Annotated in this window: 17 protein-coding genes; 11 read left to right on the top strand and 6 right to left on the bottom strand. The window is 49.5% G+C overall.

Going from position 1 to position 20,474, the window contains the following annotated elements; genetic code table 11:
* The first annotated feature begins 67 nt into the window (after nucleotides 1–67).
* A complete protein-coding gene (gene corC / locus ACJHXA_RS13905) occupies nucleotides 68–946 on the top strand; it encodes a CNNM family magnesium/cobalt transport protein CorC (RefSeq protein WP_001278605.1) in 879 nt (292 codons plus the stop codon).
* 24 nt (nucleotides 947–970) lie between these two features.
* Complete coding sequence (gene lnt, locus ACJHXA_RS13900) at nucleotides 971–2,509, top strand: apolipoprotein N-acyltransferase (protein WP_000853051.1); 1,539 nt, start codon at nucleotides 971–973, stop codon at nucleotides 2,507–2,509.
* 77 nt (nucleotides 2,510–2,586) lie between these two features.
* Here the strand turns inward: lnt and ACJHXA_RS13895 are convergent, their stop codons facing one another.
* Entirely contained in the window at nucleotides 2,587–4,464 is a 1,878-nt protein-coding gene (locus ACJHXA_RS13895) for a rhomboid family intramembrane serine protease (RefSeq protein ID WP_103262055.1), read from the bottom strand.
* 454 nt (nucleotides 4,465–4,918) lie between these two features.
* Here ACJHXA_RS13895 and gltI point away from each other — a divergent pair, with 454 nt between their 5' ends.
* The 6 genes from gltI to hscC all read left to right on the top strand — a co-directional run bounded on the left by gltI (nucleotide 4,919) and on the right by hscC (nucleotide 10,943).
* Complete coding sequence (gene gltI / locus ACJHXA_RS13890; protein ID WP_001177088.1) at nucleotides 4,919–5,827, top strand: glutamate/aspartate ABC transporter substrate-binding protein GltI; 909 nt, start codon at nucleotides 4,919–4,921, stop codon at nucleotides 5,825–5,827.
* A 169-nt stretch (nucleotides 5,828–5,996) separates the two neighbouring features.
* The gene (gltJ, locus tag ACJHXA_RS13885) at nucleotides 5,997–6,737 is read left to right on the top strand and encodes a glutamate/aspartate ABC transporter permease GltJ (protein ID WP_000020944.1); all 741 of its coding nucleotides are present in this window, start codon (nucleotides 5,997–5,999) and stop codon (nucleotides 6,735–6,737) included.
* The gene (gltK, locus tag ACJHXA_RS13880; RefSeq protein WP_000272824.1) at nucleotides 6,737–7,411 is read left to right on the top strand and encodes a glutamate/aspartate ABC transporter permease GltK; all 675 of its coding nucleotides are present in this window, start codon (nucleotides 6,737–6,739) and stop codon (nucleotides 7,409–7,411) included. Before gltJ ends, gltK begins: the two co-directional genes overlap by 1 nt.
* Nucleotides 7,411–8,136: a glutamate/aspartate ABC transporter ATP-binding protein GltL gene (gene gltL, locus ACJHXA_RS13875; protein WP_000631384.1), complete on the top strand. Its 726-nt coding sequence runs from the start codon at nucleotides 7,411–7,413 to the stop codon at nucleotides 8,134–8,136. The genes gltK and gltL overlap by 1 nt, the downstream gene beginning before the upstream one ends.
* A 117-nt stretch (nucleotides 8,137–8,253) precedes the next feature.
* A complete protein-coding gene (rihA, locus tag ACJHXA_RS13870) occupies nucleotides 8,254–9,189 on the top strand; it encodes a pyrimidine-specific ribonucleoside hydrolase RihA (RefSeq protein ID WP_001207519.1) in 936 nt (311 codons plus the stop codon).
* 83 nt (nucleotides 9,190–9,272) lie between these two features.
* On the top strand, nucleotides 9,273–10,943 hold the full coding sequence (gene hscC / locus ACJHXA_RS13865; protein WP_000367891.1) for a molecular chaperone HscC: 1,671 nt from the start codon (nucleotides 9,273–9,275) through the stop codon (nucleotides 10,941–10,943).
* A gap of 59 nt (nucleotides 10,944–11,002) precedes the next feature.
* On the opposite strand, the gene djlC is transcribed toward hscC, so the two are convergent.
* Both djlC and ACJHXA_RS13855 read right to left on the bottom strand, forming a co-directional pair.
* A complete protein-coding gene (djlC, locus tag ACJHXA_RS13860; protein ID WP_001315329.1) occupies nucleotides 11,003–12,454 on the bottom strand; it encodes a co-chaperone DjlC in 1,452 nt (483 codons plus the stop codon).
* Entirely contained in the window at nucleotides 12,451–13,158 is a 708-nt protein-coding gene (locus ACJHXA_RS13855) for a DUF1266 domain-containing protein (RefSeq protein ID WP_001030929.1), read from the bottom strand. The genes djlC and ACJHXA_RS13855 overlap by 4 nt, the downstream gene beginning before the upstream one ends.
* A 100-nt stretch (nucleotides 13,159–13,258) precedes the next feature.
* Here ACJHXA_RS13855 and ACJHXA_RS13850 point away from each other — a divergent pair, with 100 nt between their 5' ends.
* Complete coding sequence (locus ACJHXA_RS13850; protein WP_001035673.1) at nucleotides 13,259–13,813, top strand: tetratricopeptide repeat protein; 555 nt, start codon at nucleotides 13,259–13,261, stop codon at nucleotides 13,811–13,813.
* Between the two features lie 9 nt (nucleotides 13,814–13,822).
* Here the strand turns inward: ACJHXA_RS13850 and ACJHXA_RS13845 are convergent, their stop codons facing one another.
* Nucleotides 13,823–15,250, bottom strand: a complete 1,428-nt coding sequence (locus ACJHXA_RS13845; RefSeq protein ID WP_000786620.1) for a J domain-containing protein — start codon at nucleotides 15,248–15,250, stop codon at nucleotides 13,823–13,825.
* Nucleotides 15,247–15,954, bottom strand: coding sequence for a DUF1266 domain-containing protein (locus ACJHXA_RS13840; RefSeq protein WP_000367017.1), 708 nt, complete (start codon nucleotides 15,952–15,954; stop codon nucleotides 15,247–15,249). The genes ACJHXA_RS13845 and ACJHXA_RS13840 overlap by 4 nt, the downstream gene beginning before the upstream one ends.
* 163 nt (nucleotides 15,955–16,117) lie before the next feature.
* Between ACJHXA_RS13840 and ybeQ the strand changes: the two genes are divergently transcribed.
* Nucleotides 16,118–17,095, top strand: coding sequence for a Sel1 family TPR-like repeat protein YbeQ (gene ybeQ / locus ACJHXA_RS13835; RefSeq protein WP_000578183.1), 978 nt, complete (start codon nucleotides 16,118–16,120; stop codon nucleotides 17,093–17,095).
* Between the two features lie 69 nt (nucleotides 17,096–17,164).
* Here ybeQ and ACJHXA_RS13830 read toward each other — a convergent pair whose 3' ends face one another.
* Nucleotides 17,165–17,647, bottom strand: a complete 483-nt coding sequence (locus ACJHXA_RS13830; protein ID WP_001044880.1) for a zinc ribbon-containing protein — start codon at nucleotides 17,645–17,647, stop codon at nucleotides 17,165–17,167.
* Nucleotides 17,648–17,881: 234 nt separating this feature from the next.
* On the opposite strand from ACJHXA_RS13830, the gene leuS reads away from it, so the two are divergent.
* Nucleotides 17,882–20,464 carry a leucine--tRNA ligase gene (leuS, locus tag ACJHXA_RS13825; RefSeq protein WP_001157890.1) on the top strand — a complete coding sequence of 861 codons (2,583 nt, stop codon included), beginning with the start codon at nucleotides 17,882–17,884 and terminating at the stop codon, nucleotides 20,462–20,464.
* The last annotated feature ends 10 nt before the right edge of the window (nucleotides 20,465–20,474 follow it).

Raw genomic sequence — 20,474 nt, 5'->3', positions numbered from 1 at the left:
GACGTCCCCGCCGTTGGTGATTAACGACGGCGTTTTGATTAACTAACATGAGAACCCATACGACGCCATGAGCGACGACAATTCACACAGTAGTGACACGATAAGCAACAAGAAGGGATTTTTCTCCCTGTTACTCAGCCAACTTTTCCACGGTGAACCGAAAAACCGTGACGAACTGCTGGCGCTGATCCGTGATTCCGGGCAGAACGACCTTATCGACGAAGATACGCGCGATATGCTCGAAGGGGTGATGGACATCGCAGACCAACGCGTTCGCGACATCATGATCCCCCGCTCCCAGATGATTACCCTGAAACGCAACCAGACGCTGGACGAATGCCTTGATGTCATCATCGAGTCCGCCCACTCACGTTTCCCGGTGATTAGCGAAGACAAAGATCACATTGAAGGGATTCTGATGGCGAAAGACTTGCTGCCGTTTATGCGCAGCGATGCTGAAGCCTTCAGCATGGACAAAGTGTTACGTCAGGCGGTTGTCGTTCCTGAAAGTAAGCGCGTAGACCGGATGCTGAAAGAGTTTCGCTCTCAGCGTTACCACATGGCGATCGTTATTGACGAATTCGGTGGGGTTTCCGGTCTGGTGACCATTGAAGACATCCTGGAACTAATTGTTGGTGAGATTGAAGACGAGTATGACGAAGAAGATGATATCGACTTCCGTCAGCTGAGTCGTCATACCTGGACCGTGCGCGCACTGGCTTCCATTGAAGACTTCAACGAAGCGTTCGGCACCCACTTTAGCGATGAAGAGGTTGACACTATCGGTGGTCTGGTGATGCAGGCATTTGGGCATCTTCCGGCGCGTGGCGAAACTATCGACATCGACGGTTACCAGTTCAAAGTGGCGATGGCCGACAGTCGGCGTATTATTCAGGTTCATGTCAAAATCCCGGATGACTCACCCCAGCCGAAGCTGGATGAATAAAACCGAAACTGGATAGATAACTACATGGCTTTTGCCTCATTAATTGAACGCCAGCGCATTCGCCTGCTGCTGGCGTTATTATTCGGTGCCTGCGGAACGCTGGCCTTCTCTCCTTACGACGTCTGGCCTGCGGCGATTATTTCGTTGATGGGGCTTCAGGCGTTGACCTTTAACCGCCGTCCACTCCAGTCTGCCGCTATTGGCTTTTGCTGGGGATTTGGCCTCTTTGGCAGCGGTATTAACTGGGTCTATGTCAGCATCGCGACCTTTGGCGGGATGCCTGGCCCGGTTAACATCTTCCTGGTGGTGCTGCTGGCGGCGTATTTGTCGCTGTATACCGGACTGTTTGCTGGCGTGCTGTCGCGTCTGTGGCCGAAAACCACCTGGCTGCGCGTGGCGATTGCCGCCCCTTCTCTCTGGCAAGTGACCGAGTTTCTGCGCGGTTGGGTACTGACAGGCTTCCCGTGGTTACAGTTCGGCTATAGCCAGATTGATGGCCCGTTAAAAGGGCTGGCACCGATAATGGGCGTGGAAGCCATTAACTTCCTGCTGATGATGGTTAGTGGCCTGCTGGCACTGGCGTTGGTCAAACGCAACTGGCGTCCGCTGGTGGTGGCCGTCGTGCTGTTTGCCCTACCCTTCCCGCTGCGTTACATCCAATGGTTTACCCCACAACCGGAGAAAACCATTCAGGTTTCGATGGTTCAGGGCGATATTCCGCAATCACTGAAATGGGATGGAGATCAGCTTCTTAATACGCTGAAGATTTACTACAACGCAACGGCTCCGCTGATGGGCAAATCATCGTTGATTATCTGGCCGGAGTCGGCGATAACCGATCTGGAAATTAATCAGCAACCGTTCCTCAAAGCACTGGACGGTGAGTTGCGCGATAAAGGTAGCTCGCTCGTAACCGGGATTGTCGACGCGCGTCTCAATAAGCAGAACCGCTACGATACCTACAACACCATCATCACACTGGGTAAAGGTGCACCGTACAGCTACGAATCAGCCGATCGCTATAACAAAAACCATCTGGTGCCGTTTGGCGAGTTTGTCCCGCTGGAGTCGATTCTGCGTCCGTTAGCACCGTTCTTTGATCTGCCGATGTCGTCGTTCAGCCGTGGGCCATATATCCAGCCGCCGCTGTCGGTAAATGGTATTGAGCTTACTGCGGCCATTTGCTACGAGATCATTCTTGGCGAGCAAGTGCGCGATAACTTCCGCCCGGATACCGACTATCTGCTGACTATCTCCAACGATGCGTGGTTTGGTAAATCTATTGGTCCATGGCAACACTTCCAGATGGCGCGAATGCGTGCGCTGGAGCTGGCGCGCCCACTGTTGCGCAGCACCAACAACGGCATTACGGCGGTGATTGGCCCGCAGGGTGAGATTCAGGCGATGATCCCGCAGTTCACCCGCGAGGTGTTAACCACTAATGTGACGCCGACCACCGGACTCACACCATACGCACGTACCGGCAACTGGCCGCTGTGGGTGCTGACGGCACTGTTTGGTTTTGCCGCTGTGCTGATGAGTCTGCGAGCACGTAAACGTTGATGTGCCTGATGTATCCTGCATGAGCAAAACGTACTTTCTCATTGAGCTTTGGGGCATGGTTATCATGCCCCTTTTTCTTACGGTTCAGGGATACAAGCCACATTGCCATATTGGGGATGACGAATAATTGCCTGCGGATCAAGCGAGCGCGTCCTGTCCAGTTGGATCAACCCGTTCTTCGCCATAACAAATATTTTTCTACCATCCGCTGAAAAACGAAGGTGATTAACGTAGCTGGCAGGATAAACGCCAATAATCTGCCCGGCATTAATATTGAGCAGGATGACATAACCTTGCAGGCCATATGACACCAACGCTAAATACTGACCGTCCGGGCTAATACCCTCAACGGAATAAACGCTCCTGCTACACCATTGCGTCATAATGCTGGCTTGTTGATCCCCTACGCTTATACGTGAAATCCCCTGGCTGTCGGCAAAAATTACATCCCCGTTTTCAGGTCGAAAACGCATCGCCGATATCGTTCCTCGCGCATCACTAGCCGGATAGCTTTCTTTCTGATGCGTGATGGTATTGATGCGTACAATGTCACCTCTGACCATACCGGGTATCAACAATATTTTTTCATCCGGGGAAAGAGCCATAACCCAGGCACCAGGTTTATTACTCGTCCCCGTCCCGTCGTATTTCTCCAGCGGGATATCCGCCACATGCTGATAAGTCACCAGATCAATCGCTGACACACTATTACTGGTGCGATTCATCACCCAGGCTTTTGTACCATCACGCGAGAGGATAAGACTGTCAGGATGTGCACCGGTGGTAATCGACTGAATAATCTCCCTTGTCGCCACGTTAATGACCGATAACGCATTCGCTTCAAATGAAGTCGCATAAATCAACTTTTCATCCGGGCTTAATGCCAGCGATCTGACGCCCTGATCTTTACAGCCACCACAATGTTTGACTGACTTTTCTTTCGCTATGGGCGCTGTAAAGGTATGCAGGATTTTCTTTTGTCCGAGGTCAAAAACAACAATGCTGTTGGTGTCTTCAATTGCGGCATACAACGTATTACCATCCCGACTGATCGCCATATCATGGATATCGGCAATCTCAGCGAGCAAATCACCACTGGCCTGTTCACGACTTACCGGAGCGGATAATGTTTCCCTGAGGGCGTTGCGTTCCTCCGCTAACTGTTGTTTTTTTTGTCGTCGCTCTTGTTCAATCTCCTGCGGATAAAACTCTTCACGCAGGCTTTGCCTGACTTGTAAAACTGACTCATCAATCTGCTGCTGCGCAAGCCAGATAGCCCCGGTCAGAAGAAGACTACCCGCAACAATAATCCCACCTTCCGTAACAAGCCGGTTTTGCCCAGATAAACGCGCTCTCTGCCAACCCATTGCGCCACCCGCAATCAGGCCGCCAATGTGACAAGCATTATCTATTCCTGCTTGCCGGGCACCATACAACAGTGTCAGCGCCACCATACCCAACAGAGAAAATACTCGCCGCTGGTTTTTATGGTATGTGCCCGCACCTGAAGCAAGCTGTGTTGCTAACGCAGCGCCAGCTATTCCCATAATTGCCCCGGACGCCCCAACGCTGATGACTATCTGATCACTATCGCGTAACGCATAACAGGCGCTGATGAGCCCACCAAAGACGCCGGAGAATAACCAAATAATCAGAAGTCGCCATTTTCCCAGTATCCGTTCCGCCACTGCCCCCACCACCAGGAGTGCAAACATATTCATCAGCAAATGGGAAAAACTACTGTGCAGAAAGACACTGCTAAATAAGCGCCAGGATTCACCCGACAACGTGAGAGAAGCAACGTTAGCACCGAGATGGATGAGTGCGGATTGATCGACTTCTTCATAACTCATCCATTGTGCGAGGTAACAAAATATCCCAACACAGAGCGCAAAAAGGATAAGGGTTATTGCGGGTAATTGAACATTTAACGGCTTAACCGAAGATGCAGACATAAGGTGTTTCTTCCTTGAAAAGACAGGTAAAAAGCATTTTTCCCGTGTGCAGTTATCATCCCGGCAAACGTCCCATGCCGAAAAGATAACTCTGTCCGAAATATGACTTTTTCAGCCTGAAATTACAATCGTAATTAATTCACCCATAAGTATTTTTTGGCATGTAAGTTGCTTTATTTACTGTGTAAGCAATGAAATCAGCCGCGACGCAACCGGGTTGCACCACCACAAATCAGCGGTAGCACCAAAAGAGTGCATTTTAAGAATTTTGCTTCGGAATGGTGCGGTGCACCTCGCAAAAACAAACAATAAAACATCAATATCTTTACATTTAGCCAAACTAAATGTTACCTAACAAGCACAACACTGCACAATAAAGTTGCAGACGATAACAACACAAACACTCACAACGGGTATCCATGCGTTCTTAACGCAGAAGATAAAGGAGTTGGATATGCAATTACGTAAACCTGCCACAGCAATCCTCGCCCTGGCGCTTTCCGCAGGACTGGCACAGGCAGATGACGCCGCCCCGGTAGCGGGCAGTACGCTGGACAAAATCGCCAAAAACGGCGTGATTGTCGTCGGTCACCGTGAATCTTCAGTACCTTTCTCTTATTACGACAATCAGCAAAAAGTGGTGGGTTACTCGCAGGATTACTCCAACGCCATTGTTGAAGCAGTGAAAAAGAAACTCAACAAACCGGACTTGCAGGTAAAACTGATTCCGATTACCTCACAAAACCGTATTCCACTGCTGCAAAACGGCACTTTCGATTTTGAATGTGGTTCTACCACCAACAACGTCGAACGCCAAAAACAGGCGGCTTTCTCTGATACTATTTTCGTGGTCGGTACGCGCCTGCTGACCAAAAAGGGCGGCGATATCAAAGATTTTGCCGACCTGAAAGGCAAAGCCGTAGTCGTCACTTCCGGCACTACTTCTGAAGTTTTGCTCAACAAACTGAATGAAGAGCAAAAAATGAATATGCGCATCATTAGCGCCAAAGATCACGGTGACTCTTTCCGTACCCTGGAAAGCGGTCGTGCCGTTGCCTTTATGATGGATGACGCTCTGCTGGCCGGTGAACGTGCGAAAGCGAAGAAACCAGACAACTGGGATATCGTCGGCAAGCCGCAGTCTCAGGAAGCCTACGGTTGCATGTTGCGTAAAGATGATCCGCAGTTCAAAAAGCTGATGGATGACACTATCGCTCAGGTGCAGACTTCCGGTGAAGCGGAAAAATGGTTTGATAAATGGTTCAAAAATCCAATTCCGCCGAAAAACCTGAACATGAATTTCGAACTGTCAGACGAAATGAAAGCACTGTTCAAAGAACCGAATGACAAAGCACTGAACTAATTACAAGAACCAGGGGCGGAAATTCCAGCCCTCTCGATTGTTACGTAGCACGGACAGACTATACGCCTGATGGTCGTTCCCCATCGGGCCTGAAAACCGCAATACGCTGGGTAACAATCTTCGAGGGTAGCAGTTAACGCTGCTACCCTCTTTTTTCTGGAGTAGATTTATGTCTATAGACTGGAACTGGGGTATTTTTTTACAACAAGCCCCGTTCGGCAACACCACCTATCTTGGTTGGATCTGGAGTGGTTTTCAGGTGACGATCGCTTTGTCGATCTGCGCCTGGATTATCGCTTTCCTCGTCGGTTCATTTTTCGGCATTTTACGTACCGTTCCAAACCGTTTTCTCTCCGGTCTGGGTACGTTGTATGTCGAACTGTTCCGCAACGTGCCGTTGATTGTGCAATTCTTTACCTGGTATCTGGTGATCCCGGAGCTGTTGCCGGAGAAAATCGGCATGTGGTTTAAGGCCGAGCTGGATCCCAATATTCAGTTTTTCCTTTCATCCATGCTCTGCCTGGGGCTGTTTACCGCCGCCCGTGTTTGCGAACAGGTACGCGCCGCCATTCAGTCGTTGCCGCGTGGGCAAAAAAATGCCGCGCTGGCGATGGGCCTGACGCTACCGCAGGCTTATCGATACGTGCTGTTGCCTAACGCGTATCGCGTTATCGTCCCGCCGATGACTTCCGAGATGATGAACCTGGTGAAAAACTCCGCCATCGCCTCGACTATTGGTCTGGTGGATATGGCGGCGCAGGCGGGTAAATTGCTTGATTACTCAGCCCACGCCTGGGAGTCGTTTACCGCTATTACGCTGGCGTATGTGTTGATTAACGCGGTTATCATGCTGGTAATGACGCTGGTTGAACGTAAAGTTCGCCTGCCTGGCAACATGGGGGGCAAATAATGTACGAGTTTGACTGGAGTTCCATTGTCCCTTCCCTGCCATATCTGCTCGACGGGCTGGTGATCACGCTGAAAATCACCGTCACGGCAGTCGTGATTGGTATTTTGTGGGGCACCATGCTGGCGGTGATGCGCTTGTCCAGCTTTGCGCCCGTAGCGTGGTTTGCCAAAGCCTACGTTAACGTATTCCGCTCGATTCCTTTAGTTATGGTTTTGCTGTGGTTTTACCTGATCGTGCCAGGTTTTCTGCAAAACGTGCTGGGATTATCACCAAAAAATGATATCCGTTTAATTTCGGCGATGGTGGCGTTTTCGATGTTTGAAGCGGCCTACTATTCAGAGATTATCCGTGCTGGTATTCAAAGTATTTCTCGTGGTCAGTCGAGCGCCGCGCTGGCGTTGGGAATGACTCACTGGCAGTCGATGAAACTGATTATTCTGCCGCAGGCGTTCCGCGCGATGGTGCCGCTTCTGCTCACTCAGGGCATCGTACTGTTCCAGGATACCTCACTGGTGTATGTGTTATCTCTGGCCGATTTCTTCCGTACCGCCTCAACCATTGGTGAGCGTGATGGTACGCAGGTTGAGATGATCCTGTTTGCCGGATTTGTTTATTTCGTTATTAGTCTTAGCGCGTCGTTGTTGGTCAGCTACTTGAAAAGAAGGACAGCATAATGATTACCCTGAAAAATGTTTCAAAATGGTATGGTCACTTTCAGGTGCTGACCGACTGCTCAACCGAAGTGAAAAAAGGCGAAGTGGTGGTGGTTTGCGGCCCGTCTGGTTCCGGCAAATCAACGCTGATTAAAACCGTCAACGGCCTCGAACCAGTGCAGCAAGGTGAAATCACCGTCGATGGTATCGTGGTTAATGACAAGAAAACCGATCTGGCAAAGCTGCGTTCCCGCGTCGGGATGGTATTCCAGCATTTCGAGCTGTTCCCTCATCTGTCGATTATCGAAAACCTGACCCTGGCGCAGGTGAAAGTGCTTAAACGCGATAAAGCGCCCGCTCGTGAAAAAGCATTGAAATTGCTGGAGCGCGTGGGACTTTCCGCACATGCCAATAAATTTCCGGCGCAGCTTTCCGGCGGTCAGCAGCAGCGTGTGGCAATCGCTCGCGCGTTGTGTATGGATCCTATTGCGATGCTGTTCGACGAACCGACATCGGCGCTGGATCCGGAGATGATCAACGAAGTGCTGGACGTGATGGTGGAACTGGCAAACGAAGGAATGACCATGATGGTGGTGACCCACGAAATGGGTTTTGCCCGTAAAGTGGCGAATCGGGTGATCTTTATGGACGAGGGTAAAATTGTCGAAGACTCGCCGAAAGACGCTTTCTTCGATGATCCGAAATCGGACCGCGCGAAAGACTTCCTCGCGAAAATCCTGCATTAATCACTCTGGCGCGCATACCCAAGTGCGCGCCATCTCACGCTTTATCGTTTCGCCCCTCGTATCTGTTACATCCTGGCGTTACCCTTGTCGCAAAGAAGCACACAACAAGGAGCAACAATGGCACTGCCAATTCTGTTAGATTGCGACCCAGGTCATGACGACGCTATCGCAATAGTTCTCGCCCTCGCCTCACCAGAGCTTGATGTCAAAGCAATTACGTCTTCCGCCGGAAACCAGACACCAGAAAAAACCTTACGCAATGTTCTTCGTATGCTGACCTTGCTTAATCGCACCGATATTCCGGTAGCAGGCGGCGCGGTAAAACCGTTAATGCGTGAGTTGATTATCGCGGACAATGTGCACGGCGAAAGCGGTCTGGATGGCCCGGCATTACCGGAACCGACGTTCGCACCGCAAAACTGTACGGCGGTAGAGCTGATGGCGAAAACGCTGCGCGAAAGTGCGGAACCTGTCACGATTGTGTCTACCGGACCGCAAACTAACGTTGCCTTGCTGCTCAATAGCCATCCGGAACTGCATAGCAAAATTGCCCGTATCGTGATTATGGGCGGCGCAATGGGGCTTGGTAACTGGACGCCTGCGGCTGAATTTAATATTTACGTTGACCCGGAAGCGGCAGAAATTGTCTTCCAGTCAGGGATCCCAGTGGTGATGGCCGGTCTGGATGTTACTCACAAAGCACAAATCCACGTTGAAGACACCGAGCGTTTCCGCGCGATTGGCAACCCTGTTTCAACCATTGTTGCCGAACTGCTGGATTTCTTCCTCGAATATCATAAAGACGAAAAATGGGGCTTTGTCGGTGCACCGCTGCATGACCCATGCACCATCGCCTGGCTGTTGAAACCCGAGTTGTTTACCTCTGTTGAGCGCTGGGTTGGCGTGGAAACACAGGGGAAATATAGCCAGGGTATGACGGTTGTTGATTATTATTATCTGACTGGCAATAAACCGAACGCCACTGTAATGGTCGATGTTGATCGTCAGGGCTTTGTTGATTTACTGGCTGATCGTCTGAAATTTTACGCTTAACACACGTCATTGATTAAGATCACCACGCGTTACCTGGGTGGTCTTAATCTGTTTATCTCTTTTTCTTTCAAGATATAAATGCAATGGATAATGCAGAACTCGCCATTGGTATCGATCTCGGCACTACCAATAGTTTAATTGCCGTCTGGAAAGACGGTGCCGCGCAATTAATTCCAAATAAGTTCGGTGAATATTTAACACCATCCATAATTAGCATGGATGAAAATAATCATATTTTAGTCGGAAAACCGGCTGTATCACGGCGTACTTCGCATCCGGATAAAACGGCAGCGTTATTTAAACGTGCAATGGGCAGTAATACCAACTGGCGGTTAGGCAGCGACACATTTAACGCGCCAGAACTGTCCTCTTTGGTATTACGCTCATTAAAAGAAGATGCCGAAGAATTTCTGCAACGTCCGATTAAAGATGTGGTGATCTCCGTTCCGGCTTATTTCAGCGATGAACAACGCAAGCATACCCGTTTAGCAGCGGAGTTAGCCGGGTTAAATGCGGTACGCTTAATTAATGAACCCACAGCAGCTGCGATGGCGTATGGCCTGCATACCCAACAAAATACCCGTTCGCTGGTGTTTGATCTCGGTGGCGGCACGTTTGACGTTACGGTGCTTGAGTACGCCACGCCGGTGATTGAAGTTCACGCCTCCGCTGGCGACAACTTTCTTGGTGGCGAAGATTTTACCCATATGCTGGTCGATGAGGTTTTAAAACGCGCGGATGTCGCCAGGACCACGCTTAACGAGAGTGAACTGGGAGCCTTGTACGCCTGTGTGGAAGCGGCAAAATGTAGCAATCAATCGCCATTGCACATTCGCTGGCAGTACCAGGATGAAACGCGGGAGTGCGAATTTTACGAGAACGAACTGGAAGATTTGTGGTTGCCGCTGCTCAATCGCTTGCGAGTGCCGATTGAACAGGCGTTGCGCGATGCACGTCTGAAGCCGAGTCAAATCGACAGTCTGGTGCTGGTTGGCGGCGCGTCACAAATGCCGCTGGTGCAGCGAATCGCCGTGCGTCTGTTTGGCAAATTACCGTATCAAAGTTACGATCCGAGCACCATTGTCGCGCTGGGCGCAGCAATCCAGGCCGCCTGCCGCTTACGCAGTGAAGATATTGAAGAGGTAATCCTCACTGATATTTGCCCTTACTCGTTGGGCGTTGAAGTTAACCGCCAGGGCGTTTCCGGCATTTTCTCGCCGATTATTGAACGAAACACCACTGTGCCCGTGTCGCGTGTAGAAACTTATTCAACCATGCACCCGGAACAGGATTCAATTACGGTTAACGTCTATCAGGGAGAAAACCACAAAGTTAAAAACAACATTCTGGTGGAATCCTTCGATGTGCCGTTGAAGAAAACCGGGGCTTATCAGTCGATTGATATTCGCTTTAGTTATGATATCAACGGGTTGCTTGAAGTTGACGTGCTTCTGGAAGACGGCAGCGTTAAGTCCAGAGTGATTAACCACAGCCCGGTAACATTGAGCGCGCAGCAGATTGAAGAGAGTCGGACGCGGTTATCCGCATTGAAAATTTATCCGCGCGATATGCTCATCAATCGCACCTTTAAAGCCAAACTGGAAGAGTTGTGGGCGCGGGCGCTGGGTGACGAGCGAGAAGAGATTGGCCGGGTGATCACCGATTTTGATGCGGCGCTGCAGTCAAACGATATGGCCCGCGTCGATGAGGTCAGGCGGCGGGCGAGCGTTTATTTAGCCATTGAGACCTCATAATCACGGCTGCCGGATGCGGCGTAAATGCTGCATCCGGCATCGGCGCAAAAAACACATCGTCAACTAAACAACATCGCGATTTTGCCGAGAGCATAACCTATAACCAGCACCGTTAAACTGATTTTGATAATGCTGGTAATGCTCTGTGGTTTTTCACCCTCATCATTTTTTTCTTCATGGTTTTCAGGTGTTGGCTCATCGACATCTTCATCCTCCGGCTCGAGTTTTACTTTCGTCAACAGCAACCGGGTGATAATGGCCTCTAATGGATGAGCATCTCCGCCTTCCAGCCTTGTATTAAGACGGGCCAGCATCTCTTGTTTCGGAAACGCTTCAAGTACTACCTGTTCCGCTACCCGATACAAATCCAGTAACGGTGAATCTTCTTCTGTCTCGCTACCGACTCTCGATTTCCACCACGCCCATGCTTTGCGTTTGAAGAATAACGACTCAATAAACGATTGACCTAACGGCGATAATTTTCCGCTATGTAAAATTTCCGCCCATAACAGCCGCGTCCGGGCGCTCTCACCAGGAACATATTTCAGCGGTTGACCTTGCGCATCTACCATGCTCCGCGCTTCGATAACCATCACTAATAACGCGAAATAATCCGGGCAATGACGCTTGCTCCACTGCAACAACAAATTATCAGCTTGTGTAGATGGGTAACTTTCCCGGTACGCGCAGAGATCGGCAAGCAGGCTTTCCCCCTCGCCGCAGTACAACCTTTGAGCACACAAGTAATATCGGGCATCTTCGCTTTCTGGTTCTTCCATTTGCCACTGTTTGGCTACAGGAATGAGTTCCGCCATACCTGTTTGCACCGAGCTGTACCAGCGCAACAGTTTGCGATGTAACTTTGCATCATCAGGAATGAACCACGGACCTTCCATCGCCAAAAACGCAGTGACGTAGTCAGGATGGTAACGGCAGCAACGTTCCAGCGCGAAGTAATACTCAACAGTCTGGTTCTGCAACGCAACGGGATATTCCAGAAGGCTAAGGAAATCGAAACAATCACCAGCCTGAATGGCCTCAAGAAAAGCCTCCCTTTCTTCCTCATCCATTCCTTCGCTGTCATTAAACGAATGCCAGTTCAAACGCTCTGCCAGCAAAGAAGCACAATTTAATGAAAGATATCGCGCTTCTATAGCGATTGCACACAGCGGCCAGCGTAATTGATCGACATCCTCCATGTTCCAGGTATTTAATTGCTGAATAAATTTCTGCCAGGCGGAGGGCTGAAAACGATCACTTTCTGAATCCAGTAATGTCCTGAATGCACGCAGTATTTCATGTTCAGCGGCGGCATCTTTTTCTTCATCATCTGCTTCCTCGACAGGATTTACCGCCAGTCGCAGCGCCTCTTCATAGGCCTGGCGTAATGCTTTAAACCCCTGCGGATCGGTTTCGGGATGACATAACGGTAAGCGAGCAAGATAAGCCTGGCGGATAATGTCTATTTGCGTCGTGCTTTCAATTTCGAGGATTTGCCAACATGTTTTCATAGGTCGCTCACATCCTTAAGCGTTACCGGGCATTCAGGCTGGACAGTTAATGGCTGCCAGGGAAGCGTGGCATAGAAACGATCGCTTCCCGCTGCCAGCTCTTCGAACATCCGACTCCCGGCGCTATCGTATTTGTACAGGGTTAGCGCCTCGCGTAGCGAAGTGTTGTCTTCGCACTGAGAAGATTGCCAGTAGAGACGTCCTAACGAATAGGCGGAAAAATAGTGCATCCAGCTGTGATAGTAATGGTGAGCTCGTACATAGACGCACGATTGCAGCCATAAACTCTCTTCTTCCGTCAGCCAGTTGTTGAGCACACCGACCCGTGACAGAAACCCCATTCGAACATAATCCCAGGCTTTGATTCCCCCTTCTCCACAGCACATAGCGGTTTGGGCAACGAATTGGGTATAAATCAACCCTCTCTCCGAGCCACCAGCAATTAATGCTTTCCACTCTTCAGGGGAAGAGCGATGCCATGTCAGATATAAGCCAGCTAAATCATTGGCATGACCATCATCAGTCATCTGATAAATAGTCTGAATTAAATCATCACGATTATTTATTCCCCAGGATGATGAGAGATCGAATTCTTTTATCCCGGTATACATTTTTGGCGAGTCATGCGCGGGTTTGCAACCCTGATTAAGTATTTCCATGGGCGCAGAAAGCGCAAAAAGAAGATATTGTTCTTCCTTATTCATTTGTTAATAATCCCTTAAGTGCATTAACTGACTACTTTTTATTATTGATGAGTATAAACTTGACGCTTTCAAAATAAAAAGAAAATCGAAGCATTCACATATGAATAAAAAATTAATGTATATATTCGCAATATTTATAGTTGCAGCAATTACCTGTATTAGCCAACCCAAGAAAACAACGTTGCGTGATAAAGCCATGGTGAATTATGCCTTTGATTATTTAAGCTCACCGGGCAGTCTACCGTTTACCACGGCGGCCACGGAGCTTTCCGCGATTCATGGTCACTCAACGTCGCAATATCGCCTTGGAGAATTTTATCTTCATGGTAGCGACGGTAAACCACTGGATTATACACAGGCGAGATACTGGTATGAGCAATCAGCAGAACAGGAAAATCCGCGCGCACAAAGCAAACTGGGGTGGATCTACCTCAAAGGTCTGGGGGTCAAACCCGACACCCGTAAAGCAATTCTCTGGTATAAGGAAGCAGCTGAACAAGGGTATGCTCATGCTCAATATACTTTAGGTTTGATCTACAGAAATGGCTCAGGTATTAATGTTAACCATTATGAATCTCAAAAATGGTTAAAACTGGCCGCCAAACAACATTACAAAAATGCGGAAAGATTACTTGCCGGGCTTCCCGCACATTAACGTCGACTGTCAACCGAACAGATGGAGTATTTTCCCTATCAAACCAGCAAAGATAAAAATATAGAAAATAATTTTAATGATGCCCAGACAGCCTGGCCCACCATCGTCAACGGGCATTGGCTGCGGTTGCGGCTCCGGTTCAACAGTTTGCTTCTCGGTAAAATTCGCCGCCTGAATTAATAATCGACGAATAATTAATGCTTCCAGTGGACAACGATCTTCTGCATCAAGGCGGCTCACAATCGGCATTAATGATTCTTCGGTTGGTTGGTTCGCCTGCACTAATTGTTTGGCAACTAAATATAATGGCCATAAGGGATGTTCTGTATCACGCGTGAGTGAGATCCGCGGCTTACGTCCTTTGTGCAAAACCATCTCGACCAGTGAACGCCCCAGAGCAGAGAGTTTTTCATCGCTGAGTATTTCGTATAAATGAAAACGCGTACGGGCGCTGTCGCCGGGGATATAAAGTAGCGGTTTTCCCTGATCGTTAACCAGTTCACGAGCTTCAATCATCATCACCACTAACGGGTAATAATCGACCCGATGCTGACGGCACCATTGCAATATTAAAGCATCCGCCTGGGTGGAGGGATACTCGCGCCAGTAGTCACAAAGTTCTGCCAGCAAGCTTTCGCCTTCTCCACAATAGACGCGTTGTGCGTATTCATAATAACGCGCATCTTCATTATCAGATTCAGCTTCCCGCCACGACCGGGCGTAATCCAGGAGTTCGGGAATTCCCAGGCGACCTGCGCTATACCAGCGGAGTAAATTTCTGTGCAGTTTTGCATCATCGGGGATAATCACTGCGCGATGTTGCGCTAAATACAATGTCAGCCATTCTGGATGCGATGACCAAATCCGAGCGAACATTTGGTAAAAATCGATGGTGTCATTTTGCACGGCAACGGGCAGATGCAGAATGGTCTGGAAGTTAAAAACATTCCCCTTCGCAATGGCATATAAAAAGGATTCCAGTTCTTCTTCGTCTATTTCCCCGACGTTTTCCTCCTGCAACCACCGCAATCTTTCTGCTAATAACACCACGCACTCGAAGGATAAATGGGCAGTGTTCATGGCGATTGTGCACAGCGACCAGCGTAATTCATCAATCTCTTCCATCGAGCAATAATTTAATTGCTGAATGAATCGCTGCCAGGCGGAGGGCAGAAAACGTTCGCTATCAGAGGCAAGTAACGCACGAAAGGCGAGCAGAATTTCATGTTCTGCTACCTCATATTCTTCTGGTTGCCAAACAGATTTAGCAGGCGACTGCGCAATCCGTAGCGCCTCCTCATACGCCTGACGAAGTTGTTTAAAACCCTGCGGATCGGTTTCTGGATGAAAGGACGGTAACAGCGCCAGATAAGCGCGGCGGATAATATCGACGTCAGTCGTTTCCTCTATTTCGAGAATCTTCCAGCAATTTTTCATAGGTCGCTCATATCCTTAAGCGTTTCCGGGCATGCAGAATAGTAAGCCAATGGTTGCCAGGACAAGGTAGGGTAATACGCATCATCACTGGCAAATAATTGATAAAACATATCATTGCCGGAATCGTCGTATTCTTTACGCGCTAAGAATTCGCGTAATAACTGCAGATGATCATCTTCGGGAGACTGCCAATATTGCCGACCAAAGGTATAACCGGCAAAGTATTGCCGCCAGTTACGATAATAACGTAGAGCCCGTAGATGAATGCGCGACTGGATCCATAGACTTTCTTCTTCGCTCAACCAGTTATTAAGTACGCCCATTCGGCTTAAAAAACCCATCCGGACATAATCCCAGGCTTTAATTCCTCCCTCACCACAGCATTCGGCGGTGCTGGCGACAAATTGCGCATAAGCCTGACCTTGCTCATTTAGTTCAGCAAGATAGTCACGCCATTCACATGGCGAATAACGAAACCAGCGGTGATAAAACCCTGCCAACCGAGCGGCATGACCGTTATCGATCATTCGGTGAATTGTGCGCAGCAGGTCATCACGGGCATCAATTCCCCAGGAGGAAGAAAGGTCAAAAAAGCATGTACCTAAATACATTTTGGGTGATGAATGCGAAGGTAAACAGCATTCATTGCGTATTTCCATCGGAGTGGAAAGTGCAAACAATATTTTTTGCGACTCCATGTCCATATAATTTATCCTTAAATATTCATTAAATGAATATTAGCCGCATTGCGAGGCTCGTTTATTTATACTTTTCTGACGCGACATAATACGCATAAAATAAGGCTTACGCAAAAATGGAACACATAAAAATATAATATGTTTTATCTGCAACCATAAGGAAATGATAATGATTTTCACGTCAAGTTGCTGCGATAATTTATCAATAGATGAGATTATCGAACGTGCTGAAAAAGGCGATTGCGAGGCTCAATATATTGTTGGGTTTTATTATAATCGCGATAGCGCAATTGATTCTCCGGACGACGAAAAAGCCTTTTACTGGCTGAAGCTGTCCGCTGAGCAAGGTCATTGTGAAGCACAGTATTCCTTAGGGCAAAAGTATACCGAGGATAAAAGCCGTCATAAAGATAATGAGCAAGCCATCTTCTGGCTGAAAAAAGCTGCCCTACAAGGCCATACTTTCGCTTCCAACGCCCTTGGCTGGACACTGGATCGTGGAGAAGCCCCCAATTATAAAGAAGCGGTTGTCTGGTATCAGATAGCCGCGGAGAGCGGAATGTCTTATGCGCAAAATAATCTTGGGTGGATGTACAGAAATGGCAACGGAGTCGCAAAAGACTATGCGCTGGCATTTTTCTGGTACAAACAAGCTGCATTACAAGGCCATAGTGACGCGCAAAACAATCTGGCCGATCTTTATGAAGACGGAAAAGGCGTTGCTCAAAACAAGACACTCGCCGCATTCTGGTATTTGAAAAGCGCACAGCAGGGTAATCGGCACGCCCAGTTTCAAATTGCATGGGATTATAACGCTGGCGAAGGGGTGGACCAGGACTATAAGCAAGCGATGTACTGGTATCTGAAGGCTGCCGCTCAGGAAAGCGTCGGCGCTTACGTCAACATCGGTTATATGTATAAACACGGACAAGGCGTTGAGAAAGATTATCAGGCTGCCTTTGAATGGTTTACGAAAGCCGCTGAATGCAATGACGCCACTGCCTGGTATAACCTGGCCATTATGTATCACTACGGAGAAGGAAGACCTGTCGATCTCCGACAGGCTCTCGACCTGTATCGTAAAGTTCAGTCATCCGGAACCAGAGATGTCAGTCAGGAAATTCGTGAGACTGAAGATTTACTGTAGAGATAAAAACAAGGGCCGGGGAATTTCATTCGGCCCATATTCTCTTTATTGCTGTGCGAAATCAGACTATTACGGCTCAAACGGGCGTCTCTGGAACTGGTCATGACCACATTTCGGGCATAGCGTCAGCACTTCCGGTGTGTAGATCGGGAGATGGAAGTGACATTTCTCGCAGACCAGATTTCCCAGCCCGACCACTTCTCCGCTGTGATAAACCCCATGATGATTGAGGTCCTGGAAAACTTCGCGCCATTCAAGCTGCGTTTTATCGGTGATATCTGCCAGCTCCTGCCATAAGCTTTCTTTAATCACCCGCATAAAGACGCTGTCAGATTCTTCTTTCAGGCTCTCTTCATAGCTCATGGCGAACTCTTCCAGGTCACGTCTTACAGCTCGCGTCAGCTCATCGACCTCGGTTCGCGTTAACTCCCCTGTTTTTATTACGCGCTCGCGCGCCTGTTCCACCAGTGCGTCGATATCACGTTCGCCATTGCGCAGGCGTTCGCTCAGTGACGCGACCAGTTCACGGTAATATTGAGCAACCTTGTTCATCGTTTCATCTCCCGGGTCGTTAACTGACTATAATAATAGACGTTCTTTGTTCCTTGCTTTGCTAATACGCCCACAAACTCTGTAAATTAATGTATGAATAATCCGGGCATCATTTCAACGTCGAGTGCGCGAAAGGCTGTTTTGACGCGGACGTTTGGGCTATGCTATGCGGATCTGAAAAACCACCTCAACGCTACATTTGTAGCCGTATTGAAAACAGGACCACTGGCTGCCATGCAAGAGCAATACCGCCCGGAAGAGATAGAATCCAAAGTACAGCTTCATTGGGATGAGAAGCGCACATTTGAAGTAACCGAAGACGAGAGCAAAGAGAAGTATTACTGCCTGTCTATGCTTCCCTATCCTTCTGGTCGACTACACATGGGCCACGTACGTAACTACACCATCGGTGACGTGATCGCCCGCTACCAGCGTATGCTGGGCAAAAACGTCCTGCAGCCGATCGGCTGGGACGCGTTTGGTCTGCCTGCGGAAGGCGCGGCGGTGAAAAACAACACCGCTCCGGCACCGTGGACGTACGACAACATCGCGTATATGAAAAACCAGCTCAAAATGCTGGGCTTTGGTTATGACTGGAGCCGCGAGCTGGCAACCTGTACGCCGGAATACTACCGTTGGGAACAGAAATTCTTCACCGAGCTGTATAAAAAAGGCCTGGTATATAAGAAGACTTCTGCGGTCAACTGGTGCCCGAACGACCAGACCGTACTGGCGAACGAACAAGTTATCGACGGCTGCTGCTGGCGCTGCGATACCAAAGTTGAACGTAAAGAGATCCCGCAGTGGTTTATCAAAATCACTGCTTACGCTGACGAGCTGCTCAACGATCTGGATAAACTGGATCACTGGCCAGACACCGTTAAAACCATGCAGCGTAACTGGATCGGTCGTTCCGAAGGCGTGGAGATCACCTTCAACGTTAACGACTATGACAACACGCTGACCGTTTACACTACCCGCCCGGACACCTTTATGGGTTGTACCTACCTGGCGGTAGCTGCGGGTCATCCGCTGGCGCAGAAAGCGGCGGAAAATAATCCTGAACTGGCGGCCTTTATTGACGAATGCCGTAACACCAAAGTTGCCGAAGCTGAAATGGCGACGATGGAGAAAAAAGGCGTCGATACTGGCTTTAAAGCTGTTCACCCATTAACGGGCGAAGAAATTCCCGTTTGGGCAGCAAACTTCGTATTGATGGAGTACGGCACGGGCGCAGTTATGGCGGTTCCGGGTCACGACCAGCGCGACTACGAGTTTGCCTCTAAATACGGCCTGAACATCAAACCAGTTATCCTGGCTGCTGACGGCTCTGAGCCAGATCTTTCTCAGCAAGCCCTGACTGAAAAAGGCGTGCTGTTCAACTCTGGCGAATTCAACGGTCTTGACCATGAAGCGGCCTTCAACGCCATCGCCGATAAACTGACTGCGATGGGCGTTGGCGAGCGTAAAGTGAACTACCGCCTGCGCGACTGGGGTGTTTCTCGTCAGCGTTACTGGGGCGCGCCGATTCCGATGGTGACGCTGGAAGACGGTACCGTAATGCCGACCCCGGACGACCAGCTGCCGGTGATCCTGCCGGAAGATGTGGTGATGGACGGCATTACCAGCCCGATTAAAGCAGATCCGGAGTGGGCAAAAACTACCGTTAACGGTATGCCAGCGCTGCGTGAAACCGACACTTTCGACACCTTTATGGAGTCCTCCTGGTACTATGCGCGCTACACTTGCCCAGAGTACAAAGAAGGTATGCTGGATTCCGAAGCGGCTAACTACTGGCTGCCGGTGGATATCTACATTGGTGGTATCGAACACGCCATTATGCACCTGCTCTACTTCCGCTTCTTCCACAAACTGATGCGTGATGCAGGCATGGTGAACTCTGACGAACCAGCGAAACAGTTGCTGTGTCAGGGTATGGTGCTGGCAGATGCCTTCTACTATGTTGGCGAAAACGGCGAACGTAACTGGGTTTCCCCGGTTGATGCTATCGTTGAACGTGACGAGAAAGGCCGTATCGTGAAAGCGAAAGATGCGGCAGGCCATGAACTGGTTTATACCGGCATGAGCAAAATGTCCAAGTCGAAGAACAACGGTATCGACCCGCAGGTGATGGTTGAACGTTACGGCGCGGACACCGTTCGTCTGTTTATGATGTTTGCTTCTCCGGCTGATATGACTCTCGAATGGCAGGAATCCGGTGTGGAAGGGGCTAACCGCTTCCTGAAACGTGTCTGGAAACTGGTTTACGAGCACACAGCAAAAGGTGATGTTGCGGCACTGAACGTTGATGCGCTGACTGAAGATCAGAAAGCGCTGCGTCGCGATGTGCATAAAACGATCGCTAAAGTGACCGATGATATCGGCCGTCGTCAGACCTTCAACACCGCAATTGCGGCGATTATGGAGCTGATGAACAAACTGGCGAAAGCACCAACCGATGGCGAGCAGGATCGCGCTCTGATGCAGGAAGCGCTGCTGGCCGTTGTCCGTATGCTTAACCCGTTCACCCCGCACATCTGCTTCACGCTGTGGCAGGAACTGAAAGGCGAAGGCGATATCGACAACGCGCCGTGGCCGGTTGCTGACGAAAAAGCGATGGTGGAAGACTCCACGCTGGTCGTGGTGCAGGTTAACGGTAAAGTCCGTGCCAAAATCACCGTTCCGGTGGACGCAACGGAAGAACAGGTTCGCGAACGTGCTGGCCAGGAACATCTGGTAGCAAAATATCTTGATGGCGTTACTGTGCGTAAAGTGATTTACGTACCAGGTAAACTCCTCAATCTGGTCGTTGGCTAAGCGCGGGAGG

Origin of the sequence: Escherichia sp. WS33 (assembly GCF_046486385.1) — a bacterium.
Lineage (GTDB): Bacteria > Pseudomonadota > Gammaproteobacteria > Enterobacterales > Enterobacteriaceae > ECMA0423.
The sequence above is the reverse complement of the archived record's forward strand: the minus strand, read 5'-3'. Positions and strand labels throughout refer to the sequence as shown.